The following is a 22,366-nucleotide window of genomic DNA, read 5'->3' on the forward strand; positions in this document are numbered from 1 at the left end:
ACCCCGGGTTCCCCGCCGCCCACGGCCTCGCCGATCTTGCACTTTCGGCCCCTAATTTGCGACCTTTGCCCCCTGTGCCGGGGCACGAAGTGCAAGATCGCGGGATCCGGGGGCGGTGGGCGGGGCGGGGGCGGGCGTCAGGCGGAGGCGCGGCGCACCAGGTGGGTGTCGAGCAGGACGTACGGGGCGGGCAGCTCGTCGCCGCGGATGCGGGCCACGAGCAACTGGGCCATCCGCCGGCCCATCTCCTCGATCGGCTGGGCGACGGTGGTCAGCGGCGGGTCGGCGTACCGGGCCACCGGGGCGTCCTCGAAGCCGATCACCGCCACGTCCTCCGGCACCCGCCGGCCGACCTCGCGCAGCGTACGCAGCGCGCCGAACGCCATCAGATCGGAGGCGACGAAGACCGCGTCGAGGTCGGGGCGGACCTCCAGCAGGTGGCGCATGCCGGCCGCCCCGCTCTCCTCGCCGAAGTCGCCGTACGCGATCAGGTTCGGGTCGAGCCCGACCCCCACGGCCTCGACGGCCTCCCGGTAGCCGGTCAACCGCGCCAGGCCGGCGCCCATGTTCTGGGCCCCGGCGATCGTGGCGATCCGCCGCCGGCCGCGGTCGAACAGGTACCGCGTGGCGTTGCGCGCACCGCCGGCGTTGTCCACGTCGACGAAGTACGCCGGCTGTGCGCCCGGCTGGAGCGTCCGGGCCGGCCGGCCGCCGAGCACGGTCGGCAGCCCGCGCTCCTCGAGCAGGGTGGGCAGCGGATCGGCGTCGTACAGCGACAGCAGCAACACGCCGTCGACATGCTGGTTGGTCAGGTGGTGCTCGACCCGCTCCCGTTCCACCGGGGACCGCGCCATGGCCAGCCACAGCTGCATCGGCGTCGCCAGCAGCGCCGCATTGATTCCCCGGACGATCGCGGCGAAGAACGGCTCCGTGAAGGCCCCGCCCCCGGACTCGGACACGACCAGCGCCACCGAGTCGGTCCGCCGGGTGACCAGCGCGCGTGCCGCCCGGTTCGGCACGTACCCCAGCTCCGCGATGGCCCGCTGCACGGCGGCCCGAGCCCCCGGGCTCACCTGGGTTGAGCCGTTGACCACGCGGGAGACCGTGCCGCGGCCGACCCCGGCGCGGGCGGCGACCGCATCGAGGGTTGGACGCCCGAGCGACCGGGTGGGCTGCGTCGTCATCGTCTGCTCCTCCGACAGCCGGCGGCCCCGGTGTCTCCCGCGAATTATCCATCAACGACCAGGCAAAGTAGCTGCACAGCGTGCCTTGCGTTCGTTCGTTGCGATGAGGGTTGGGGCGGGCCGTGCTCGCGCTCGGCTCGCTCGGACGGGGCCGGCCGTGACTGGCGCTCGGCTCGCTCGGACGGGGCCGGCCGTGACTGGCGCTCGGTGGTTGCGGTGGGAGTGGCGTCCGCCGTGCTGGTGCGTCGTGGTTGCGGTTGGGGTGGGCCCGCCGTGCCTGGTCCGAGCTGGTTGCGGTGGGGGTGGGACCCGCCGTGACCGGCTCCGGGCGGTCAGGCTTGATCCCTGCGCCGGTCACGGCGGGCCCCACCCGGCCCCCGTCCCGGTTGCTGTCCATCGGTTCGTTCCGGTCGTTGCCGATCCGGCCTCGTTGCGATCCGGTAGCCGTTCGCGCCGTCTGTTCCGTACGCCACGCTCGTTCGGTGGGCCACGCTCGTTCGGTGGGCCACGCTCGTTCGGTGGGCCACGCTCGTTCGGTGGGCCACGCTCGTTCGGTGGGCCGGCGGGTCTTGTTTGCCACGGTGTTCGCGTTCGCTGTGGGCGGTCCAGATGGTGATCGACTCCATGTCGGCGACATGGCGGGCATCCCAGGGCTCGGACACCGCCATGTCGGCGACATGGAGTGGATCAACCCGTCCGGGTGTACCCGTTCGCATCGAATGTCCGGTCTGGGCGGTGTTGGCGGGCGACCGGGGACACCGCCGGGGCAGCATCGTGGCCGGGGCGGGGTGGATGCCGGTGCCGTGATCGACTCCATGGCGGCGACATGGGGCTATCCGAGTGACACGGATGCGCCGATGTCGGTGACACGGAGTGGATCACCCCGGCCCCGGGGTGCGGCCATTCGCCACCGTGTGTCCGGTTCGCGGCTGCTGCCGGGTGTGATCGGCGGCATCGTGGGGGCGGAATCGTGGCCGGGCCGGGGTCGTTACACCTGGCGCACGACCGAGGACGGCGTCCCGCTTCCGTGTCCGTGAGGCGGGTGGGCCGGGCCCGGAATGGTGACGGGCCGCCGGTCGTTGTGCATGGTCCCGGCGCCCGCGACGAGGCACCCCTTGGCCCGACCGGGGCATCCCCCGCCCCCGCGGTCGCACCGGGCAGAGACTCCTCCCCCTCTTCCCCTCAAGCTTTCGAGCGCCTGACGGTGCTCACACCCTGCACAGGGCCGTCCCCCATACGGCCCGGCGTGGGTGTCGACCCCCGAATGGAGCTTTGATGATGAACACGATGCTGCGTAAGAGCGTTCTCGGTGTTGCCGGTCTCGCGTTCGCCGGTGGGCTGGCCGCCGGTCCCCTGCACGCCACGACTGCCACGACCGCCTCGCCGGTCGAGGCGAAGCCGGTTGCCGTGGCCGTGCAGGCCGACAAGCCCGACAGCGGCAAGCTGATCCCGCACGGGGTGCAGGGCGCGCAGTCCCGCATCGACCTTGACGGCGAGCAGGTGGCGAACGCGAAGGCGATCATCGCCGCGACGAAGAAGGCCGGCCTGCCCGAGCGGGCCGCCGTCATCTCGATCGCCACGAGTCTCCAGGAGTCGAAGCTGGAGAACCTGGGGCACCTGGGTGACCGTAACGACCACGACTCGCTGGGCCTGTTCCAGCAGCGGCCGTCGTCGGGTTGGGGCACCCCGGAGCAGATCACCGACCCGCAGTACTCGACGACGGCGTTCCTGAAGGGCCTGAAGCAGGTGGACGGGTGGCAGGACATGCCGCTGACCGACGCCGCGCAGACGGTGCAGGTGTCGGCGTACCCGGACGCGTACGCCCAGTGGGAGCAGCAGGCCGCCGACCTCGTCGCCCAGCACTGGAACAGCTGACACAGGGACAACAAATGCCGCTGGCCGGCACCCCACAGGACGGGGTGCCGGCCAGCGGCGCCTTCGGCCGGCGTCGGGCCGGAGCGTCGACGAGGCGGTCCTGCGCCGGTCAGCAGAGGTGGCGGAGGAGGGTGGTGGCGCGGCCCGGGTCGAAGGCGTCCGGGTCGTACCAGTCGCCGACCCAGTCGCGCATCGAGCGGTGCTCGGGGTGGGCGGGATCGGCCAGCGCGGCCAGCATCAGCTGGTGCCCGGGCGGGCCGCCGATGCCCTCCGGCGGGCAGGCCCGCTCCCCCGCCAGGCAGATCGGATACCGCTCGTCCGGGTCGGCCGCGAAGGCGTCCTCGACGAGCAGGTCGTGCTCCCACCAGTCGCCGAAGTCGTACACGTACTGGAAACGGCTGCCCTTGCCGAGCACCGCGTCGAGCCGGACGTCCAGCTCGTCGCGCAGGGCCAGTTCCCCGTCGGGGTCGGGCGCGCCGTACTGCCTGCCGTCGATCTCGAACGAGTGCAGGTGGCAGTGCCGCCAGCCCATGGCGTGCTGCACCACGCGGTGCAGCCGGTCGAGGGTGTATCCGCCGGGAATCAGCACCCGCCGCCAGACCGGCGGGCGAACCCCGGCGAGGGATACCTTCAGCTGGTAGATCTGACGCGGCATGTGCTGTCCCATCCTTCCACGACATAGGCTGCCGGCATGATCTGCCGAGCCTGCCGAGAGCGGCGGCACGACGACTGTCCGGGCCGGAAGTGGTGCGACTGCCAGCACCGTACCCCCGAACCCACCCCTCCGGTCACCGGTCCGGCGGGCGAATGAGCGCCACGGCCCCGATTTCCCGGCTCTGGCCGGTCCCGGCCGCCGAGCCGCTGCACGACGCGGAGCTGACGGCGCTGTACGGCCGGACGGAGCGTCCCCGGCTGCGGGTCAACTTCGTGACCAGCGTCGACGGCGCGGTCGCCCTCGACGGCTACTCGGCGGGGCTGTCGGGCGAACCGGACAAGCGGGTGTTCGGCCTGCTGCGGATGCTCTGCGACGGCCTCGTCGTGGCCGCCGGCACGCTGCGCCACGAGGGCTACCGGGCCGTACGGCTCAGCGAGCCGCGCCGGGCCTGGCGGCGGGAGCAGGGGCTGGCGGAGTACCCGACCCTGATCGTGGTCTCCGGCTCCCTGGACCTCGACCCGGCGCAGGCGGCCTTCGCGGACGCGCCCGTACGGCCGATCGTGCTCACCTCCGCCGCCGCCGAGGCGCCGCCCGGCCTGACCGAGGTGGCCGAGCTGGTGCGCTGCGGCGCCGACCGGGTGGACCTGACGGTTGGGCTGGCCGAGCTGCGCCGGCGCGGCCTCGGGCAGTTGCTCTGCGAGGGCGGGCCGCTGCTGTTCGGCGCGCTCACCGCCGCCGACCTGGTCGACGAGGTCTGCCTGACCGTGGCGCCGCTGCTGGCCGGCGCCGGGGCCGGCCGGATCACCGCCGGGGACGCCAGCGCGCCCCGCCACCTGCCGCTGCGGCACGTCCTGGCCGCGTCCGACGGCACGCTGCTGCTCCGGTACGCCCGCGACTGAGCCCCCGCGCACCGCGGGTGCCGGCAGCCCCGGAGCCGCCAGCGCCCGCGGTGCGCGTACCGGTCAGTTGACGCTCACGGCCGACCAGGCGGCGGCGACGGTCTGGTACTCGGTGCTGGCGCTGCCGTAGAGGTCGGCGGCGGCCGACAGGGTGGCGGTGCGTGCGCGCCCCCGCGTAGCTGGTGCGCGAGGTCATGTACGTGGTCAGCGCGCGGTACCAGATCGCGCCCGCCTTGGCGTTGCCGATGCCGATGCCGGTGCTGCCGTTGCAGGTGGGGCTGGTGCCGTACGCGGAGGAGCCGCTGCCGACGGCGAGCAGGTAGAAGAAGTGGTTGCCCACGCCGGAGGAGTAGTGCACGTCCAGCGGCCGACGGAGCTGGACCAGCAGTCGGCCGAGCGGCCGTCCTTCGACGGCTGGTCCATGTACCGCAGCGGGACGCCGCTGCTGCGCAGCTTCTCCCCGATCAGGTAGTCGCCCGGCTCCCGGCTGTTCGCGGCGGAGAACTCGACGAGGGTGCCGAAGATGTCGCTGGTCGCCTCGTTGAGGCCGCCGGACTCGCCGCTGTAGCGCAGGCCGGCGGTGTGTTGCTGGTGACGCCGTGGCTCATCTCGTGCCCCGCCACGTCGAGCGAGGTCAGCGGGTACCAGCCGGAGCCGCCGTCGCCGTACGTCATGCAGAAGCAGGAGTCGCTCCGGAACGCGTTCGCGTAGTTGGTGCTGTAGTGCACCCGGCTGTACGCGGCGACGCCGTCGTTGCGGATGCCGTTGCGGCCGAACGTGTCCCTGAAGTAGTCCCAGGTCGCGGCCGCGCCGTAGTGGGCGTCGGCGGCGGCGGTCTGCCGGTTGGCGAGGGTCCCGTCGCCGAAGACGTTCGACGCCGAGGTGACCAGCGTGCCGGTGCCGCTGGTGCCGCCGTTCGCCCTCCCAGGAGTCCCGGACCGCGCCGCTGGTGGCGTCGACCACGACGTGCAGCTCGCTCGGGGTGCCGTCGGCGTACGCCCCGCCGACGACCACCTCGTACGCCAGGGCGGTGCCGGCGGCGTCGGCGGCGTACACCAGTTGGGTGCCGTCGACGGTGCGTCCGGTGGCGGTGGAGGCGGCGAGTGCCACGCGGCCCGCGGCGGGCGCCCCGACCGCGGCCCGCGCGTCCCGGCGCGGGGCGGCGGTGAGGCTCTGGGTGACTCCCCGCCAGGAGTTCCCCCTACCCAGGTGGACGACCAGGTCGCCGCCGAGGACGGGCAGCCCGTCCTGGTAGCGGTGCAGGCGGACGTGCTCGGTGCCGTCGGCGTCGGTCGCCACGTTCTTGAGGGTGAAGCTCTGCCCGTCGGCGACGAACACGCTGGCGGAGCGGGCCTTGAGGTGGGCGACGGCGCGGCTGAGCGCGTCGGCGGCGGGGGCGGCGGGGCTGGGGGCGGCCGTGGGGCCGCGCCGGGCACGGCCGCGGCCAGCACGGCGGCCGCGGCCAGTCCGCCCAGGAGGGTGGTACGACGCATGGGTTCCTGCCTTCGCCAGGGACGGCCGGTCGGGGGGGGTACCGACCGGCGACGGCCCGCCAGTGTGGCGGCGGACCGGGCGACGGCCCGCAGGTGAAGGGCCGCCAGGGCGCACACAAAGATCGATTGGGGGAAGATCTTCGATGTCACCCGCAGCCTGTTCTCGCGCCACCCGTCCCCCGTCTGTCGCGCCCTGCGGCCAACATTTCTGGGATGACTTTCGGTAACTGTCGCGACACGAAAGGCTACGCGGGTCTGGTCGACGGGTGGCGTCCGCCGCGTCGCGTGGCAACCTGTCGCATCCCTCGGGCAGGATGCTCCTCGTGTTGTGCCCTCAGCGAGACGACCGACTGACCGGAGCGCGCGGATGACGGACAGCGTGCCGATCGCCGACGACGGAATCGCCGACGACGGCTTCGACGGCTCGAGCGAGGGCGTGGGCCGGGTGCTCGGCACCGCCGACGCCACCCCCCTGCAGTTCTGGACGGCCGTCTCCCCCGGCAGCTACCTGCAGCTCGACGACGTGGTGGTGACCCGCCGGGAGCTGCCCGACCGGGAGCCGGTGACGATCGCCGGGGTGGTGACCCAGGTACGCGCCCGGCACGAGGGCGCCCAGTTCGACTCCGACGTGTTCGCCATCGCCGACGGCACGCTGCCCGCCCAGGTGCAGGAGGCCGCCGAGGTGACCACCACCCGGGTCGACCCCGAGTTCTACGTGCCGCCGACGCCCGGCGCGGTCGTGCACCGGGCCGAGGGCGACGCCCGGGCCCGGGCGCTGCACTTCGACCGGATGGAGCGGCGCATCCCGATGGGGATGGGCCGCGACGGGGTGCCGGTCTACCTCAACGCCGACTTCCTCGACGGCACCCGGGGCGCCCACGTCTCCATCTCCGGCATCTCCGGCGTGGCCACCAAGACCAGCTTCGCCACGTTCCTGCTCTACTCCGTCTTCCGGTCCGGGGTGCTCGGCGGCGACGCGGTCAACGCCAAGGCGCTGATCTTCAACGTCAAGGGCGAGGACCTGCTCTTCCTCGACCACCCGAACGTCAGGCTGGACGACGCCACCCGGGCCGGGTACGCGAAGCTCGGGCTGGACGCCGGCGCGTTCCCCGACGTGCGGGTGTACGCCCCGCCCCGGGTCGGCGACTCCTCCGGCACCCCGGACGTGAGCAGCCGGCTCACCGGCGTGGACAGCTTCTACTGGACGCTGAGCGAGTTCTGCGCCGACCGGCTGCTGCCGTACGTGTTCGCCGACGCCGACGACGAGCGCCAGCAGTACACGATGGTGGTCCACTCGGTCGCCGCCCACCTGGCCCGGTACGCCCAGCCCGCCGACGGCGGGGTGAGCGTCGACGGGGTCCGGCTGGGGTCGTACGCCGACCTGGTGGACCACGTCGTCGCGCAACTCAACGACGACGAGACCCGGGGCGACTGGGCCGGCAGCGCGGTCGGGCTGGGCACGGTCAACGCGTTCGCCCGGCGGCTGATCGGCAGCAAGAAGGACCTGGGCCGGCTCATCCGGGGCGACCTGGCCACCCGTCGCCCGCACAGCATCAACACCGCCGAGAGCGCCCAGGTCACCGTCGTCGACCTGCACAACCTGCCGGACCGCGCGCAGCGGTTCGTGGTCGGCGTGACGCTCAAGAGCGAGTTCGAGCGCAAGGAGAAGGCGGGCACCGCGAAGCCGCTGCTGTTCGTCGTGCTCGACGAGCTGAACAAGTACGCCCCCCGGGAGGGCTCCTCGCCGATCAAGGAGGTGCTGCTCGACATCGCCGAGCGGGGCCGCTCGCTCGGGGTGATCCTGGTCGGCGCGCAGCAGACCGCGAGCGAGGTGGAGCGGCGGATCGTCACCAACTCGGCGATCCGGGTGGTCGGCCGGCTCGACCCGGCCGAGGCGTCCCGCCCCGAGTACGGCTTCCTGCCGCCGGCCCAGCGGCAGCGGGCGCTGCTGGCCAAGCCCGGCACGATGTTCGTCAACCAGCCGGACATCCCGGTGCCGCTGTGTCTGGAGTTCCCGTTCCCGGCCTGGGCGACCCGGGTCTCCGAGGCCGGCCGGGTGCCGTCGCAGACGCTGCGCTCGATCACCGGGGCGGCCGACCCGTTCGCGGTGGTCGGCTCCGGCGGCGGCGCGACCGACGACGACATCCCGTTCTAGGGGGGCGGGTAACCGTGAGCGCGAGGAACGCCCGAGCGAAGCGAGGAAGTCCCGCAGTCGCGAACGAAAGGCGGGCACCGTGAGCGCGAGGAACGCAGCGCAGCGGAGCCCCGCAGTCGCGAACGAAAGGCGGGCACCGTGAGCGCGAGGAACGCAGCGCAGCGGAGTCCCGCAGTCGCGAACGAAAGGCGGGCACCGTGAAGATCCTGCACACCTCGGACTGGCACGTCGGCAAGGTGCTCAAGGGGCAGTCCCGGGCCGAGGAGCACAAACAGGTCCTCGCCGGGGTGATCGAGGTCGCCCACGCGGAGCGGCCCGACCTGGTGATCGTCGCCGGGGACCTGTACGACACGGCCGCGCCCACCCCCGAGGCGACCCGGCTGGTCACCCGGGCGCTGACCGCGCTGCGCCGCACCGGCGCGGACGTGGTGGCGATCGGCGGCAACCACGACAACGGCCAGGCCCTCGACGCGCTGCGGCCGTGGGCGGAGGCGGCCGGGATCACCCTGCGCGGCGGCGTACGGGACAACCCCGACGAGCACGTCATCGACGGCACGACGCCGGGCGGCGAGCGGTGGCGGCTGGCGGCCCTGCCGTTCCTGTCCCAGCGGTACGCCGTCCGTGCGGTGGAGATGTACGAGCTGACGGCCGCCGAGGCCAACCAGACGTACGCGGACCACCTGCGCCGGCTGCTCGGCCGGCTCACCGAGGGCTTCACCGAGCCGGACCGGGTGCACCTGGTCACCGCCCACCTCACGGTGGTGGGCGCGGCGACCGGCGGCGGGGAGCGGGACGCGCACACCGTCCTCGGGTACGCCGTCCCGGCGACCGTGTTCCCGGGCAACGCACACTACGTGGCGCTGGGCCACCTGCACCGCTCGCAGCGGGTCGACGGCCCCTGCCCGATCCGGTACAGCGGCAGCCCGCTCGCCGTGGACTTCGGCGAGCAGGAGAACGTCCCGTCGGTGACCGTGGTGGAGGTGACCCCGACGACCGCCGCCCGTATCCGGGAGGTGCCGGTGTCGGCGGCGGTGCCGCTGCGCACCGTCCGGGGCACCCTGGCCCAGCTCGCCGAACTCGCCCCGCCGGACGGCTGGCTGCGCGTGTACGTCCGCGAGCAGCCCCGGGCGGGGCTGCGCGAGGAGGTGCAGGAGCTGCTCCCCCGGGCCCTGGAGATCCGGATCGACCCGGAGCTGGTGCCCGCCCCCGGCAGCGGCGCGCGGGCTGCGCAGCGGGCCGGCCGGTCGCCGCGGGAGCTGTTCGCCGACTACCTGGACAGCCGGGGCCACGCCGACGACGGGGTCCGGGAGCTGTTCGACGAGCTGCTGGAGGAGGTGGACCGCTGATGCGCCCGATGCGGCTCGACATGGCGGGGTTCACCGTCTTCCGCGACGAGACCACCGTCGACTTCACCGACGCGGACTTCTTCGCCCTGGTCGGCCCGACCGGCTCCGGCAAGTCCACGATCCTGGACGCGATCTGCTTCGCCCTCTACGGCACGGTGCCCCGCTGGGGCGGCGCCCGGGGGCTGGCCAACGCGCTGGCCCCGTCGGCCACCGAGGCGCGGGTGCGGCTGGTCTTCGAGTCCGCGGGCGCGCGGTACGTGGCGACCCGGGTGGCGCGCCGGGACGGCCGGGGCAACGTGAAGACGGCCAACGCCGGGTTGCAGCTCATGCCGGCCGGGTTCGACGTGACGAAGCTGGACACGGGGCTCAGCCCGGAGGATCTGGGCGAGGTGGTGGCCGGCACCCCCGCCGAGATGGAGCAGGCGGTGCTGGAGGCGGTGGGGCTGCCGTACGAGCAGTTCACCAGCTGCGTGGTGCTGCCGCAGGGGCAGTTCGCGGACTTCCTGCACGCCAAGCCGGCGACCCGGCAGCAGATCCTGGTGAACCTGCTCGGCCTCGGCGTCTACGAGGACGTGCAGAAGAAGGCCACCGAGCGCGCCGGGCAGGCCGAGGCGAAGCTGGAGACGGTCGACCGGATGCTCGGCGGGCTCGCCGACGTCGACGACGCCGCGCTGGCCGAGGCGCAGGCGCGGGTGGCGGGGGCGCACGAGTTGGCGGAGGCGGTCGCGGCGGCCGTACCGGAGCGGGAGCTGGCCCGGGCGGCGGCGCGGGACGCGCGGGCGGCGCTGGCCGCGCTGGACGCCGAGCTGGCCGTGCTGGACGCCGTGTGCCCGCCGGACGGGGTGGCCGAGGTGGCTCGGGCCGTGGCCGCCGCGCGGGCCGGCGCGGACGCTACGGCCACGGCGGTGGCCCTGGCGGAGGAGCGCGAGGAGAAGCTGCGCGGCGAGCTGGCCGGCGCGGGCGACGAGAGCGCGCTGCGGCTGCTGCTGAAGGCGTACGCGGACCGGGACCGGCTGGCCGGCGAGGCCGAGTCGGTGCGCGCGGCGCTGGGCGCGGCGCAGGGCGGGCACGACGCGGCGGTGGCCGCGCTGGGCGAGGCCCGGGCGTCCGCCGAGCGGGCTGAGGCCGCGCTGGAGGCGGCGTTCCGGGCGCACGAGGAGGCGAAGGCCGCCGACCAGGCGGTGGCGCTGCGGGCGCACCTGGTCGATGGCGCGGCCTGCCCGGTCTGCGAGCAGGTGGTGCACGAGGTGCCTCCGGTGCCCGCCGGCTCGGCGGTGGCGAAGGCGGTCGCCGCGGGGAAGGCGGCCCGGGCCGCCAGCGACGCGGCCAAACGCACCGCGCAGGAGCGGGACGCGGCGGCGCGCGAGCAGGAGCGGGTGCTGCTGCGGGCGCGCGCGGAGCACGACCAGCTCGCGGCGCGGCTGGCCGAGCTGGACGGGCAGCTCGCGGGGGCCGCCGCCCCGGAGGCGCTGCGCCACGACCTGGCCGAGCACGCCCGGCTGCGGCGGGCGCTGGAGGAGGCGGCCGGCGCCGTCCGGGCCGGCCGGGACGCCGCCCGGCGGGCCCGCGGGGCGGTGGACGCGGCCGAGGAGCGGCTGCGGGCCGCGTGGCGGGACTTCGACGCCACCCGCGACGGGCTGGCCCGGCTCGGCCCGCCGGCCGCCGACCGGGAGGACCTCGCCGCCGCGTGGGCCGCGCTGGCCGACTGGGCCGGCGGAGAGGCGGGCCGGCGGCACGCGGAGCGGGCGGGGCTGGCGGCGGCGGTCGCCGAGGCGGACGCGGACGCGGCCGAGGTGGAGGAGCGGATCGCCGGGATCTTCGCCGCCGCCGGGCTGCCCGCCGAGGACGACCCGGTGCGCGCGGCCACGGTGGCGGTGGAGCGGGCCGAGGCGGCCCACCGCCGGCTGCTGGAGCGCCGGGAACAGGCGGCGGAGCTGCGCGAGCAGCGGGCCGGGCACGAGCGGGACGCCCGGGTCGCCCGGGCCCTCGCGGGGCACCTGCGGGCCAACAACTTCGAGCGTTGGCTGCTGGCCGAGGCGCTGGACCTGCTGGTCGACGGCGCGTCCCGGATCCTGCGCGAGCTGTCCGGCGGCCAGTACGACCTGGTGCACGACAAGGGCGAGTTCTTCGTCGTCGACCACCACGACGCCGGGCTGCGGCGCGGGGTGCGCACGCTGTCGGGCGGGGAGACGTTCCAGGCGTCGCTGGCGCTGGCGCTGGCCCTGTCGGAGCAGCTCGCCGGCATGTCGACCACGGCGGCGAGTCTGGAGTCGATCGTCCTGGACGAGGGCTTCGGCACCCTCGACACAGCCACCCTGGACACGGTGGCCGCCACACTGGAGAGCCTGGCCGCCCGGGGCGACCGGATGGTCGGGGTGGTCACCCACGTGCCGGCCCTGGCCGAGCGCATCCCGGTGCGGTTCGAGGTGCGCAAGAACGCCCGCACCGCCCGCGTGGAACGGACGGGCCCGTGAGCGCGAGGAGTACAGCGCAGCGGAGCCCCGCAGTCGCGAACGAAAGGCCGGCACCGTGAGCGGCACGGAAGAGGCGGCCCCGGAGCTGTTCGTCGACGTCTGGGACCCGGGGTTCGGGGCGTCCTTCGAGGCCGCCCCGGCCGGGCCGGCGGCGCCGAGCAGCCAGCAGGTCGACGCGAACGTCGAGCTGCCGGCGGTGGACTGGCGGGCGATCGACGTCCGGCGCGGGATGCGGGCGCCCGACGTGGTGCTGCTCGTCGACGGGGTACGCCGCATCGACGCCAGCGTCTGGACGGCCGAGGCGGACGGCGGGTCGTACCCGGGGGTGGCCGCCTCGTACGCGGCGGGCGTGGTGCGCTGCGACCTGGAGCGGGGCGCGGCGGCGCTGGCCGGGGCGAAGGTCGGGCGGGGCCTGTTCACGGCCAGCCCCTCGGCGCGGGAGGTGCGGGCCGGGTCGGTCCGCTACCCGGTGCATCGCGTCGGCGGCTCCGGCGAGCTGAACAAGCTCCAGGCGGCGGTGCAGGGGCCGCTGACCGCGCTGGAGGTGGAGGTCTCCGGGGCCGCCCGGATCGACGGGGACCTGCTGGTGGTCGACGGCCCGCTGCGCAACCGCCGCCAGCTTCCCCGCACCCTCGGCTACGTCAAGACGCAGCACAGCCAGTATCTCGACGCCCGGTTGACCACGGTGGTGACCGGGCTGCGCGCCGGCCAGCGGTGCCCGGTGTTCCGGCTGGGCACGGCCTGGGGCGGGTACTCGTGGTACCTGCGGCTGCCCGTGGCGAGCGGCGCGCCGTGGGCCGGCATCGTGCGGGTGGAGTGCTCGGCGGAGCTGAGCGAGCAGGAGGCGATCGCGCTGGCCGACCTGTCGCTGGTCACCCTCCCCCGGTTCGCGTCCACCCCGTACAAGGATCCGCGCGCGCCGCAGAACCTGATCCCGATCGCCGGCCTGGAGCGCCGCCTGCGGGCCCTGCTCGGCGACGCCCGCCTGCTGCACCGGGCGCTGACCGCCGCGGCCCGCGCCGGCCGCGGCCACCGCCGCTGATGGGCCGCAAGCGGGACGCCGGCCGGATCGCAGCGCGGGTCGACACCGGCGAGGCGGAGCTGGTCCCGGACCCCGACCGCCCGGGCTCGTGGACGCTGCTGCTCGACGGCGCGCCGCAGTCGCACGTCGACCTCGCGGATCCGACCCACCTGGAGTTCGAGTACGTCCGGCGGCTGGCCGCCGCCGTCGACCTGCTCGCCCCGGCCGGCGCGCCGCTGCGGGTGCTGCACCTGGGCGGCGGGGCGCTGACCCTGCCCCGGTACGTGGGCGCGACCCGGCCCGGCTCCACCCAGCGGGTCGTCGAGGTGGACGCCGCCCTGGTCGACCTGGTCCGGCGGGAGCTGCCCTGGCCCGCCGACCCCCGGCTCCGGGTGCGCGTCGGCGACGCCCGGGCCGCCCTGACCGCCAGCCGGGACGCCGTCTACGACGTGGTGGTCGCCGACGTCTTCGCCGGCGCCCGCACCCCCGCCCACCTGACGAGCGTGGAGTACGCCGCCGAGGTGGCCCGGGTGCTGCGCGCGGGCGGCTGGTACCTGGCGAACGTCGCCGACGGCCCGCCGCTGCGACACGCCCGCGCCCAGGTCGCCACGGTCCGCGCGGTGCTGCCCCGGGCCTGCCTGGTGAGCGACGCGGCGGTGCTGCGCGGCCGGCGCTACGGCAACCTGGTGCTGGTGGCGGGCCGGACGGAGCCGCCGGTGCCGGAGCTGACCCGGCGCGTGGCCGGGGACTGGTTCCCGGGCCGGGTGCTGTCCGGCGACGAGCTCGACCGCTTCGCCGGGAGCGCCCGGGTGGTCCGCGACGTAGACGCCACCGACTCCACCCCGCCGCCGCCGGGGCTCTTCTCCGTCGACCGGTGACCGGGCGGTTGGGGTTGACCCCATGTCGCCCACATGGGGTCAACCACGCCAGGCGGACTCCGCCATGTCGGCGACATGGAGCGACCACTGTCCCCCGCCGGCGTGGCAGAGTGTCCGGGTGACCGAACCCTCCGCCCGCCGGCTGCTGCGCCCGCCCGCCGGCTACCGGATGGCCGCCTCGGTCCGGCCGCTGACCTTCAGCCCGTACGACCCGTGCGCCCGGATCACCGGCGGGGAGTTCTGGTGGGCGACCCGCACCCCGGCCGGCCCGGCCACCCTCGCGTTGCGTCCGAGCGGCGGGGAGCTGCTCGCCGAGGGGTACGGTCCGGGCGCCGGCTGGGTCGTCGAGCGGGCCGACGGGATCGCCGGGCTACGCGACGACCTGACCGGGTTCGCCGAGTTGGCCGGCGCGCACCCGCTGGTCGCCGAGCTGGCCGCCCGGCACTCCGGGCTGCGGATGCCCGCCACCGGCCTGCTGTTCCCGCGCGTGCTGCGGGCGGTCCTGGAGCAGAAGGTCACCGGCACGGAGGCGTACCGGGCGTACGCGGCGACCGTGCGACACTTCGCCGAGCCCGCGCCGGGCCCGGCGCGGCTGCTGCTGCCGCCCGAACCGGCCGCGGTGGCCGCCGCGCCGTACTGGGTCTTCCACCCGTTCGGGGTGGAGCAGCGACGGGCCGACACGCTGCGCCGGGCCGCCGCCGAGGCCGACCGGCTGGAACGCTGTGCCGACTCCGCCGAGGCGACCCGCCGGCTCACCGCCGTCCCCGGGATCGGCCCGTGGACCGCCGCCGAGGTGGTGCGCATCGCGTACGGGGACCCGGACGCCGTCAGCGTCGGCGACTACCACGTACCGAACACGGTGGCGTGGGCGCTGGCCGGCGAGCCGCGCGGCGACGACGCCCGGATGCTGGCGCTGCTGGAGCCGTTCCGGGGGCACCGGGGGCGGGTCTGCCGGCTGCTGGAGGCCGACGGCGTCCACGCCCCCCGGTACGGGCCGCGGGCGCCGATCCGCTCCTTCGCGGGATACTGAGGCAGGGCGCCGCCCCGGGGCCGCCTCTGCCCACCGGCTCCCCCGGGATCGGAGCGGGGTGGCAGCCGGGTCAGCGCCGGGCGCAGAGCCGGCTCAGGGTGCGGCCGAGCCACCAGGCGTACCCGTGTTGGACGGCCCGGCCGAGCGGCCCGGCGGCCCGCATCAGCCAGCGGTCCGGTCGGCTGAACGCCCGCACCTCGAACCAGACCGCGCCGGCGTCGTCGCGCGAGACCACGAACGCCTCCTCCCCGCGCTCCGGGTGCCCGGGCAGGGTGCCGTACCCGAAGCCGGCCCGCCGGTCGCCCTCCTCGGCCCAGACCACCTCGCAGGGCCCCCAGAGCCGCAGCGGCCCCAGCCCCAGGCCGGGCGTGACGGCCACCGTGGCCGCCGCCCGGGGCGCGTCGGTGCGCATCCGCACGCCGGCCGCCCGGTGCAGCCGCCAGCTCAGCACGGCCTCCGCCGCGACGGGAAAGCAGCCGTCCGGCAGCCGACGCCGGTGGCGCAGATGGTGGTAGCCCGCGGGCAGCCGGCCCGCCCGGGTGGCGCCCACCTCCGGGTACGTCAGCTCGGGCACGTCGACGCCCACCTCCTCGTCGTTGGGGCCGAGGGTGAGCCTACGGCCGACGCCGGCGGCACGCGGTGCGGTACCACGGTCACCTCCGCTCGCAGCGGCGCCTGAGGCCCTCGGCCTCCATCTCGAGGTAGCCCCGCACCAGCTCGCCGTAACGCCGGCCGACCGGCCCGGCCAGCAGGCCGGACTGCTCCAGGGTCAGCTCGACCCGGACCCGCCCCTCGGTCAGCGGGACGATCCGGTGGTCGCCCCGGGTGCGTACGCCCGGGGCCCGGGAGACCCAGGCGAAGCCGTACGGCGGCTCGGCCTCCACGACCCGCCACACCGCGGTACGCAGCCGGGGCTGTTCCAGCCGGGCGGTCGAGCCCACCGTCAGCGGCCCCGGCTCCAGCCGTCGCGCCGACCGCACCGAGGCGGTCCACTCTGGCCACCGCTCGACGTCGGTCAGCACCGCCCAGACCCGCTCGGCGTCGGCGCCGATCTCCGTGACGACCTCGAAGCGCATCTTTTCCTCCCCCGCCTTCCGCGCCGGCCGAGCGCGGGCCACTGCGGCCACGCCCGGCGGTCGGCGTCGCCTGACCCGGACGAGTCTGCGCGCCGAGCCACGCCCCCATCATCGGACACCCGGACCACTCGGCTCGGAAACCCTGGTTGCCGACATGGCGGCATCCCGTTGGCTTGGACACCGCCATGTCGCCGACATCGCCTCGTCCCAGCCGGGCCGGGCCGGGCAGGGCCGGGCCGGGCCGGGCCGGGCCGAGGTCAGGCGGCCTCGTGGAGGTCGGCGAGGGTGAGCGGGGTGCGCCGGCGCAGCAGCTCCTCCAGCTCCGCGATCGTGGCGGCCTCGCCGAGCACGTTCTTGCCGCCGCCGAAGCGGGCCGGGTAGCGGCGCACCAGCCGGTACCGGTACCGGCCGCGGATCAGCTCGACGCTGACCCGCCAGCGCCCGCAGCAACCGCAGACCCACTCACGCACCCGGCGACGGTAGCTCTGACCTGCGGTTACGCCATCCGGACGGTGGGGACACGGGGAGCGGAGCGGAACACGCCGCACCCGCACCGCCGGTGATGTGCCTCACGGCTGTCGGTGGTGTCTGGTTGACTGTCGCCGTGGACCTGCCGATCAACCCGCCGGTCGAACCGATGCTGGCCAAGGCCGTGGCCCGGCTGCCCACCGACCCCGGGACGACGTACGAGCCGAAGTGGGACGGCTTCCGCTGCATCGTGTTCCGCGACGGCGACGAGGTGGAGCTGGCCAGCCGGGGCGGAAAGTCGATGACGCGCTACTTCCCCGAGGTGGTCGAGCAGGCGCTGCGGCAGCTGCCGGAGCGCTGCGCGGTCGACGGGGAGCTGATCGTGATCCGCCGGGACGGCCCGGACGGCCAGCCCCGGCTCGACTTCGAGCTGCTCGCCCAGCGGATCCACCCCGCCGCCTCCCGCGTGCGGCTGCTCGCCGAGACCACCCCGGCCGACTTCGTCGCGTTCGACCTGCTCGCGATCGACGACGAGCTGCTCACCGACCAGCCGTACCCGCAGCGGCGGGCCCGGCTGGAGCAGGCCCTGGCCGGGGTCCGCCCGCCCGTGCACGTCACCCAGGTCACCACCGACCCCGACACGGCCCGTCGCTGGTTCGACGTCTTCGAGGGCGCCGGGCTGGACGGGCTGATCGTCAAGCCGGCCGACCTGCCGTACGAGCCGGGCAAGCGGCTCATGTTCAAGGTCAAGCACGCCCGCACGGCCGACGTGGTGGTGGCCGGCTTCCGTTGGCACAAGTCCGGCCCGGTGGTCGGCTCACTGCTGCTCGGTCTCTACGACGACGCCGGCGTGCTGCACCACATCGGCGTCAGCTCGTCGTTCACCGCGGCGCGGCGCAAGGAGCTGCTGGACGAGCTGGAGCCGTACCGGGACGTCGGGCCCGACCACCCGTGGGTGCACGGCGACCACGAGCGCGGCCAGCGCATCCCGGGCGGGGTCAGCCGGTGGACGGGGGCGAGGAACCTGGAGTGGGAGCCGCTGCGCCCCGACCTGGTGGCCGAGGTGGCGTACGACGCGATGGAGGGCGACCGCCTGCGGCACACCGCCCAGTTCGTCCGCTGGCGGCCCGACCGTGACCCGCGCTCCTGCGGGTACGAGCAGCTCGACCGCCCGGTGCGCTACGACGTGGACCAGGTGCTGCGCGGCGACCCGGCGGCGACGGCGAAGCCCGGGCCGGCCCGGGCGTAGCCTGGAGGCGTCGACACGATCATGAGGGGCCCACTGGTGACGCGCTTACCCGACCGGATCCGCCGGGTCCGGCTGACCCTGGCCGGGCTCGTCGCGGCGACGGTGGTCGCCGCCGGCTGCACGCTGCCGGCGCTGGCGCCGCGCACCGAGGGCACCGGCGGGGCGGCGGCTCCGGGCACCGCGCCGACCTGGCGGGCCTGCCCGGAGGTCGCCGAGGACCTGGTGGGCCGCGGCGCGCCGGACATGCGCTACGAGTGCGCGCGCATCGCCGTGCCGCGCAACTGGGGCGGCGGCACCGGCGCGACGACCGGCCCGGGCGCGGGGCGGACCTTCGAGATCGCCCTGCTGCGGGCCCGGTCGACGCACCAGCGGGACCGGCTCGGCTCCCTGGTGGTCAACCCGGGCGGCCCCGGCGGCTCGGGCGTGGACATGGCCGTCTACCTCTCCTTCGGCCCGGCGTTCGGTGGCCTGCCCCCGGCGGTCACCGAGCGATTCGACATCGTCGGCTTCGACCCGCGCGGGGTGTCCCGGTCCAGCCCCGTCAAGTGCATCCCGGACGCCGACCTGGACGCCAGCTTCGGTTACGACCCGGACCCGCGCTCGCAGGAGTCCTTCGCCGGCTACCTGGCCCTCAACCGACGGATCGGCAGGGGCTGCGGCGACAAGTACGGCGATCAGCTCGCGCTGTACGGCACCGAGCAGGCCGCCCGGGACATGGACGCGGTCCGCGCGGCGGTCGGCGACGAGCGGCTCACCTACCTCGGCTACTCGTACGGGACGCTGCTCGGCGCCACGTACGCCCAGCTCTACCCGGAGCGGGTCCGGGCCCTGGTGCTCGACGGCGCGGTCGACCCGACGCAAGACCTGGTCGACAGCTCGGAGAGCCAGGCGAAGGGCTTCGAGCGGGCATTCGGCAACTTCACCCGGTGGTGCACGGTCAACGCCGGGCGCTGTCCCCTCGCCCCGGACGCCCGGGCCGCGGTGACCTCGGCGATCGACAAGGCCCGGGTCTCCCCGGCGCGCGGCGCCGACGGCCGGGAGGCCACCCCGGGCTGGGTCTTCTACGCGGTCATCTCCTCGCTCTACACGGAGTCGGGCTGGCAGGAGCTGGCCCGGGCGATCGACCGGCTGGACGGCGGCGACCCGGCGGAGGTGTTCCGGCTGGCCGACGCGTACGCCGGCCGCGGGGACGACGGGCACTACTCGAACCTCTTCGACGCCAACCTCGCGGTCAACTGCACGGACGAGACGGAGAAGCCGAGCGTCGAGCGGATCCGCGAGCTGCAGTCGGAGTGGCGGAGCAAGTACCCGCTGTTCGGCCCGGCGCTGGCGGTCGGGATGCTCAGCTGCCGGGAGTGGCCCGGGGCGAGCGACCCGTACCCGACCGGCGAGGCGACCGGCGCGTCGCCGATCGTGGTGGTGGGCACCACCGGCGACCCGGCGACCCCGTACGAGCAGACGTCGAAGCTGGCCGCGATGCTCGGCGTGGGCCGGGTGCTGACGTGGGAGGGCGAGGGGCACACGGCGTACCCGCAGACCACCTGCGTCACCGACGCCGTGGACGCCTACCTGATCTCGTTGTGGCTGCCGCGCGAGGGCCTGCGCTGCCCGGCCCGCTGAACCGCCGAGCCGTCAGGCTTGCCCGCCGAACCGCCGACCCGTCACCCCACGGCCGACCCATCAGGCCCGCCCGCCGAGCCGTCAGACGCCCGAGCGGCCGGCCCGTCGGTCGGCTCCGCCTCCGGCGGGGTGGGCCCGGTCGGCAGTGCGATCCCCTGCCGCGCCGCCATCTCCTCCAGCAGCATCCGCATCCGCCGCACCTCGGCCTTCAACTCCTCCTGCTCGGCGTGCTCGAAGGCATCGTCGTCCACGATCAGCTGGCTGGCGAAGTGCGCGGTGATCAGCGGAATGACCAGCAGCACCATGGTCGAGATGAGCAGGGCGGCGAGGGTACGCCCCTGCCACGTCGCCGGGGAGATGTCCCCGTACCCGACGGTGGAGGCGGTCACCACCGCCCACCACACCGAGTCGGCGGCGCTCCTGTGCTCGGCCTGGCTGTAGAGGACCCCGGCCACCACGATCATCAGCAGGTACGACGCGATCAGCGTCCGGGGCGAGTTGGCGAACCAGACCAGCCCCCGGTAGATCTTGCGGAACGGCAACAGCAGGACGTCCATGCCGAAGCATGGTGCCTGGTGGGGCCAAACGCGCGCCCACGGGGGGAACGCCGGCCCGCATCGGCCGGTCCCGCTGTGGCAGGCTGGCCGGCATGCGCGAGGTGATCTTCCGGGAGGCGGTCCGGGCCGACCTGCCCGCCGTCATCGCCCTGCTGGCCGACGACGTGCTGGGCAAGGCCCGCGACTTCACCGAGGTCGACGAGGCGTACGAGCGGGCCTTCGCCGACATCGCCGCCGACCCGCGCAACCACCTGATCGTGGCCGAGCAGGACGGCACGCTGGTCGGCTGCATGCAGATCACCTACATCCCGGGGCTGGGGCGGCACGGCGCGGAGCGCTCCCTGATCGAGTCGGTGCGGGTGCGCTCGGACCGGCGGGGGCAGGGGCTGGGCCGGCAGATGATGGCGTGGGCGATCGAGCAGGCCCGCCGGCGGGGCTGCGCGCTGGTGCAGCTCACCACGGACAGGACCCGGACGGACGCGCACCGCTTCTACCTGAGCCTCGGCTTCGTGGCCAGCCACGAGGGCATGAAGCTCACCCTCTGACCCCGCCCCCGCCCCGCCCCCGCCCCGCCGCCGGGCCCCGCCGGGTCTGACGATCAAGAGGTTTGTGTCGGGCTGAGCGCCTCGGCCTGACGCAAACCTCTTGATCGCCGCCGCCAAGGGGCGAGGCAGCCCGTCAGGCGTCGGTCAGGCGGCCGTCGCGCAGGGTCAGCGTCCGGTCGGCCAGCTCGATCAGGGCCGGGTCGTGGGTGGCGACCAGCGCGGTCATCCCCCGCGCGTGCACCACCGCCCGGAGCAGGTCCATGATGGACCGCCCGGTCTCCGAGTCGAGCTGGCCGGTGGGCTCGTCGGCGATCAGCAGGTCCGGCTCGTTGGCCAGGGCGCGGGCCAGCGCCACCCGCTGCTGCTGCCCGCCCGACAGCTCGTACGGCCGCTGCGCCGCGTGCCCACCCAGCCCGACCAGCTCCAGCAGCACCGCCACCCGCTCCTCCCGCTCGGCGGCGGGCACCCGGGCCAGCCGCAGCGGCACCCCGACGTTCTCGGCGGCCGACAGGATCGGGATCAGCCCGAACGTCTGGAACACGAACCCGACCGTTCCCCGGCGCAGCCGCAGCAGCTCCCGCTCGCCGGCCGCGCCGAGGTCGTGCCCGGCCACCCGGACCCGGCCGGAGTCCGGGCGGTCCAGGCCGCCGACCAGGTTCAGCAGGGTGGTCTTGCCGGCGCCCGAGCGCCCCCGGACGGCCACCAGCTCGCCGCGTCCGGCGGTGAACGAGACGTCCCGGACGGCGTGCACGGCGTGTTCGCCCCGGCCGAAGGTGCGGCTGACCCCGTCCACCCGCACCACCTCGTCGAGGGTGGTGCCGGTGGCTGGCCCTGCGGACAACTGCTCAGTCATTCTCGCTCCGTTCGGCGTCGGCCCGGTCGCCCGGCCGCACCTCGACGTGGTCGGTCTCCAGGTTGAGGCGTACCCGGTCGCGCAGGGCCAGGGCATCGACGAACGACGCCGGCAGCTGCATCCGGCCGGTGCGGTCGAGCACCGCGTACTCCTCGCTGACCAGCTCCGTGCTGCCGTCCGCGCCGATCCGCGCGGTGCGGCGTACCTCGGAGGAGGTCCGGCCGTCGCGGATCGCGACGGTCCGGCGGACCTGGGTGGCGACCGCCTGGTCGTGGGTGACCACGACGACGGTCACCCCCAGCTCGGCGTTGATCTGCCGCAGCGCGGCGAACACCTCCGCCCCGGTGGCCTCGTCCAGCTCGCCGGTCGGCTCGTCGGCGAAGAGCACCTCCGGGTCGTTGGCCACGGCCACGGCCACCGCGCAGCGCTGCTGCTCGCCGCCGCTGAGCTGGCCGGGCCGCCGGTCGGCGCAGTACCCCACGCCGACCAGGTCGAGCAGCTCCCGCGCCCGCTCCCGGCGGGGCCGCCGTCCGCGCCGGCCGGCCAGCTTCATCGGCAGCTCGACGTTCTCCAGCGCGGTCAGGTACGGCAGCAGGTTGCGCCCGGTCTGCTGCCAGACGAACCCGACCATGTGCCGGCGGTAGCTCAGCCGGCGCCGGGCGGAGAGGGCGAGCAGGTCGTACTCGGCCACCCGGGCGATCCCGGCGGTCGGGGTGTCCAGGCCGGAGAGGATGTTCAGCAGGGTCGACTTGCCGGACCCGGACGCGCCCACGATCGCGACCAGCTCGCCCCGGTCGATGACCAGGTCGAGCCCCTGCAACGCGACCACCTCGACGCCCTCGGTCTTGAAGATGCGGACCAGTCCGTCGCAGACGATGTGCCCGCGCAGCCGGTCGTGCCCGCCGGCCCGGTCGGCCGCGCGCTGCGCGGCCCGCTGTTGCAGGGCGGCCAGGTCCGGTACGACGGACGCCTCCGCGGTGGCTGTCAT

General features: G+C 75.2%; 20 protein-coding genes and 4 pseudogenes. 11 read left to right on the top strand and 13 right to left on the bottom strand.

The genetic code is table 11. The features are described 5' to 3' along the window. Positions 1 to 137 precede the first annotated feature (137 nt). Positions 138 to 1,184: a LacI family DNA-binding transcriptional regulator gene (locus ACGFIZ_RS09145; RefSeq protein ID WP_393417369.1), complete on the bottom strand. Its 1,047-nt coding sequence runs from the start codon at positions 1,182 to 1,184 to the stop codon at positions 138 to 140. 1,278 nt (positions 1,185 to 2,462) lie between these two features. On the opposite strand from ACGFIZ_RS09145, the gene ACGFIZ_RS09150 reads away from it, so the two are divergent. Beyond that, positions 2,463 to 3,059 (top strand): hypothetical protein, encoded by a 597-nt coding sequence (locus tag ACGFIZ_RS09150; protein ID WP_393417619.1) that lies wholly within the window; start codon positions 2,463 to 2,465, stop codon positions 3,057 to 3,059. Positions 3,060 to 3,168: 109 nt separating this feature from the next. Here the strand turns inward: ACGFIZ_RS09150 and ACGFIZ_RS09155 are convergent, their stop codons facing one another. Further along, the gene (locus tag ACGFIZ_RS09155) at positions 3,169 to 3,714 is read right to left on the bottom strand and encodes a plasmid pRiA4b ORF-3 family protein (protein WP_393417370.1); all 546 of its coding nucleotides are present in this window, start codon (positions 3,712 to 3,714) and stop codon (positions 3,169 to 3,171) included. Positions 3,715 to 3,866: 152 nt separating this feature from the next. Between ACGFIZ_RS09155 and ACGFIZ_RS09160 the strand changes: the two genes are divergently transcribed. Beyond that, entirely contained in the window at positions 3,867 to 4,613 is a 747-nt protein-coding gene (locus ACGFIZ_RS09160) for a pyrimidine reductase family protein (protein WP_393417372.1), read from the top strand. A 63-nt stretch (positions 4,614 to 4,676) separates the two neighbouring features. On the opposite strand, the gene ACGFIZ_RS09165 is transcribed toward ACGFIZ_RS09160, so the two are convergent. The 5 genes and pseudogenes from ACGFIZ_RS09165 to ACGFIZ_RS09185 all read right to left on the bottom strand — a co-directional run. Continuing rightward, entirely contained in the window at positions 4,677 to 4,763 is an 87-nt protein-coding gene (locus ACGFIZ_RS09165) for a hypothetical protein (RefSeq protein WP_393417621.1), read from the bottom strand. Between the two features lie 67 nt (positions 4,764 to 4,830). Further along, positions 4,831 to 4,971, bottom strand: a pseudogene (locus ACGFIZ_RS09170) (M4 family metallopeptidase); the annotation flags it as partial. 23 nt (positions 4,972 to 4,994) lie between these two features. After that, positions 4,995 to 5,297, bottom strand: a pseudogene (locus ACGFIZ_RS09175) (M4 family metallopeptidase); the annotation flags it as partial. Continuing rightward, a pseudogene (locus ACGFIZ_RS09180) lies at positions 5,261 to 5,503 on the bottom strand (M4 family peptidase); the annotation flags it as partial. The pseudogenes ACGFIZ_RS09180 and ACGFIZ_RS09175, both read right to left, overlap by 37 nt. 292 nt (positions 5,504 to 5,795) lie before the next feature. Continuing rightward, positions 5,796 to 6,278 (bottom strand): annotated as a pseudogene (locus ACGFIZ_RS09185) (hypothetical protein); the annotation flags it as partial. A 228-nt stretch (positions 6,279 to 6,506) separates the two neighbouring features. Here ACGFIZ_RS09185 and ACGFIZ_RS09190 point away from each other — a divergent pair. The 6 genes from ACGFIZ_RS09190 to ACGFIZ_RS09215 all read left to right on the top strand — a co-directional run bounded on the left by ACGFIZ_RS09190 (position 6,507) and on the right by ACGFIZ_RS09215 (position 15,010). Beyond that, positions 6,507 to 8,261, top strand: coding sequence for an ATP-binding protein (locus ACGFIZ_RS09190; protein ID WP_393417623.1), 1,755 nt, complete (start codon positions 6,507 to 6,509; stop codon positions 8,259 to 8,261). Between the two features lie 197 nt (positions 8,262 to 8,458). Continuing rightward, positions 8,459 to 9,607 (top strand): exonuclease SbcCD subunit D, encoded by a 1,149-nt coding sequence (locus tag ACGFIZ_RS09195; protein WP_393417374.1) that lies wholly within the window; start codon positions 8,459 to 8,461, stop codon positions 9,605 to 9,607. Further along, the gene (locus ACGFIZ_RS09200; protein ID WP_393417376.1) at positions 9,607 to 12,081 is read left to right on the top strand and encodes an AAA family ATPase; all 2,475 of its coding nucleotides are present in this window, start codon (positions 9,607 to 9,609) and stop codon (positions 12,079 to 12,081) included. Before ACGFIZ_RS09195 ends, ACGFIZ_RS09200 begins: the two co-directional genes overlap by 1 nt. An 85-nt stretch (positions 12,082 to 12,166) precedes the next feature. After that, positions 12,167 to 13,123 (top strand): hypothetical protein, encoded by a 957-nt coding sequence (locus tag ACGFIZ_RS09205; protein WP_393417625.1) that lies wholly within the window; start codon positions 12,167 to 12,169, stop codon positions 13,121 to 13,123. Continuing rightward, complete coding sequence (locus tag ACGFIZ_RS09210; RefSeq protein WP_393417378.1) at positions 13,123 to 13,980, top strand: spermidine synthase; 858 nt, start codon at positions 13,123 to 13,125, stop codon at positions 13,978 to 13,980. The genes ACGFIZ_RS09205 and ACGFIZ_RS09210 overlap by 1 nt, the downstream gene beginning before the upstream one ends. A gap of 64 nt (positions 13,981 to 14,044) precedes the next feature. Next, entirely contained in the window at positions 14,045 to 15,010 is a 966-nt protein-coding gene (locus tag ACGFIZ_RS09215) for a DNA-3-methyladenine glycosylase family protein (RefSeq protein ID WP_393417380.1), read from the top strand. Positions 15,011 to 15,080: 70 nt separating this feature from the next. On the opposite strand, the gene ACGFIZ_RS09220 is transcribed toward ACGFIZ_RS09215, so the two are convergent. The 3 genes from ACGFIZ_RS09220 to ACGFIZ_RS09230 form a co-directional block, all read right to left on the bottom strand. Continuing rightward, entirely contained in the window at positions 15,081 to 15,596 is a 516-nt protein-coding gene (locus tag ACGFIZ_RS09220) for a DUF1990 family protein (RefSeq protein ID WP_393417382.1), read from the bottom strand. Positions 15,597 to 15,663: 67 nt separating this feature from the next. Further along, a complete protein-coding gene (locus ACGFIZ_RS09225; protein WP_393417384.1) occupies positions 15,664 to 16,086 on the bottom strand; it encodes an SRPBCC family protein in 423 nt (140 codons plus the stop codon). Between the two features lie 257 nt (positions 16,087 to 16,343). Continuing rightward, positions 16,344 to 16,556: a hypothetical protein gene (locus tag ACGFIZ_RS09230; RefSeq protein ID WP_393417386.1), complete on the bottom strand. Its 213-nt coding sequence runs from the start codon at positions 16,554 to 16,556 to the stop codon at positions 16,344 to 16,346. 134 nt (positions 16,557 to 16,690) lie between these two features. On the opposite strand from ACGFIZ_RS09230, the gene ACGFIZ_RS09235 reads away from it, so the two are divergent. Further along, positions 16,691 to 17,803, top strand: coding sequence for an ATP-dependent DNA ligase (locus ACGFIZ_RS09235; protein WP_393417627.1), 1,113 nt, complete (start codon positions 16,691 to 16,693; stop codon positions 17,801 to 17,803). A gap of 21 nt (positions 17,804 to 17,824) precedes the next feature. After that, positions 17,825 to 19,423, top strand: a complete 1,599-nt coding sequence (locus ACGFIZ_RS09240) for an alpha/beta hydrolase (RefSeq protein ID WP_393417388.1) — start codon at positions 17,825 to 17,827, stop codon at positions 19,421 to 19,423. A gap of 41 nt (positions 19,424 to 19,464) precedes the next feature. Here ACGFIZ_RS09240 and ACGFIZ_RS09245 read toward each other — a convergent pair whose 3' ends face one another. Next, positions 19,465 to 19,980: a potassium channel family protein gene (locus tag ACGFIZ_RS09245; RefSeq protein WP_393417390.1), complete on the bottom strand. Its 516-nt coding sequence runs from the start codon at positions 19,978 to 19,980 to the stop codon at positions 19,465 to 19,467. Positions 19,981 to 20,072: 92 nt separating this feature from the next. Between ACGFIZ_RS09245 and ACGFIZ_RS09250 the strand changes: the two genes are divergently transcribed. Next, positions 20,073 to 20,525, top strand: a complete 453-nt coding sequence (locus ACGFIZ_RS09250) for a GNAT family N-acetyltransferase (protein ID WP_393417392.1) — start codon at positions 20,073 to 20,075, stop codon at positions 20,523 to 20,525. Between the two features lie 133 nt (positions 20,526 to 20,658). Here the strand turns inward: ACGFIZ_RS09250 and ACGFIZ_RS09255 are convergent, their stop codons facing one another. Next, positions 20,659 to 21,378 (bottom strand): ABC transporter ATP-binding protein, encoded by a 720-nt coding sequence (locus tag ACGFIZ_RS09255; RefSeq protein ID WP_393417394.1) that lies wholly within the window; start codon positions 21,376 to 21,378, stop codon positions 20,659 to 20,661. Further along, positions 21,371 to 22,366, bottom strand: coding sequence for an ABC transporter ATP-binding protein (locus tag ACGFIZ_RS09260; protein ID WP_393417395.1), 996 nt, complete (start codon positions 22,364 to 22,366; stop codon positions 21,371 to 21,373). The genes ACGFIZ_RS09255 and ACGFIZ_RS09260 overlap by 8 nt, the downstream gene beginning before the upstream one ends.

This window comes from Micromonospora sp. NPDC048830 (assembly GCF_043198215.1).
In the GTDB taxonomy this organism is placed as follows: Bacteria; Actinomycetota; Actinomycetes; order Mycobacteriales; family Micromonosporaceae; genus Micromonospora.

Coding starts and splice junctions, on each gene's coding strand:
- ACGFIZ_RS09145 (WP_393417369.1), bottom strand. CDS start 1,184: ATGACGACGCAGCCCACCCGGTCGCTCGGGCGTCCAACCCTCGATGCG.
- ACGFIZ_RS09150 (WP_393417619.1), top strand. CDS start 2,463: ATGAACACGATGCTGCGTAAGAGCGTTCTCGGTGTTGCCGGTCTCGCG.
- ACGFIZ_RS09155 (WP_393417370.1), bottom strand. CDS start 3,714: ATGCCGCGTCAGATCTACCAGCTGAAGGTATCCCTCGCCGGGGTTCGC.
- ACGFIZ_RS09160 (WP_393417372.1), top strand. CDS start 3,867: ATGAGCGCCACGGCCCCGATTTCCCGGCTCTGGCCGGTCCCGGCCGCC.
- ACGFIZ_RS09200 (WP_393417376.1), top strand. CDS start 9,607: ATGCGCCCGATGCGGCTCGACATGGCGGGGTTCACCGTCTTCCGCGAC.
- ACGFIZ_RS09210 (WP_393417378.1), top strand. CDS start 13,123: ATGGGCCGCAAGCGGGACGCCGGCCGGATCGCAGCGCGGGTCGACACC.
- ACGFIZ_RS09215 (WP_393417380.1), top strand. CDS start 14,045: ATGTCGGCGACATGGAGCGACCACTGTCCCCCGCCGGCGTGGCAGAGT.
- ACGFIZ_RS09225 (WP_393417384.1), bottom strand. CDS start 16,086: ATGCGCTTCGAGGTCGTCACGGAGATCGGCGCCGACGCCGAGCGGGTC.
- ACGFIZ_RS09240 (WP_393417388.1), top strand. CDS start 17,825: ATGAGGGGCCCACTGGTGACGCGCTTACCCGACCGGATCCGCCGGGTC.
- ACGFIZ_RS09245 (WP_393417390.1), bottom strand. CDS start 19,980: ATGGACGTCCTGCTGTTGCCGTTCCGCAAGATCTACCGGGGGCTGGTC.
- ACGFIZ_RS09250 (WP_393417392.1), top strand. CDS start 20,073: ATGCGCGAGGTGATCTTCCGGGAGGCGGTCCGGGCCGACCTGCCCGCC.
- ACGFIZ_RS09255 (WP_393417394.1), bottom strand. CDS start 21,378: ATGACTGAGCAGTTGTCCGCAGGGCCAGCCACCGGCACCACCCTCGAC.
- ACGFIZ_RS09260 (WP_393417395.1), bottom strand. CDS start 22,366: ATGACAGCCACCGCGGAGGCGTCCGTCGTACCGGACCTGGCCGCCCTG.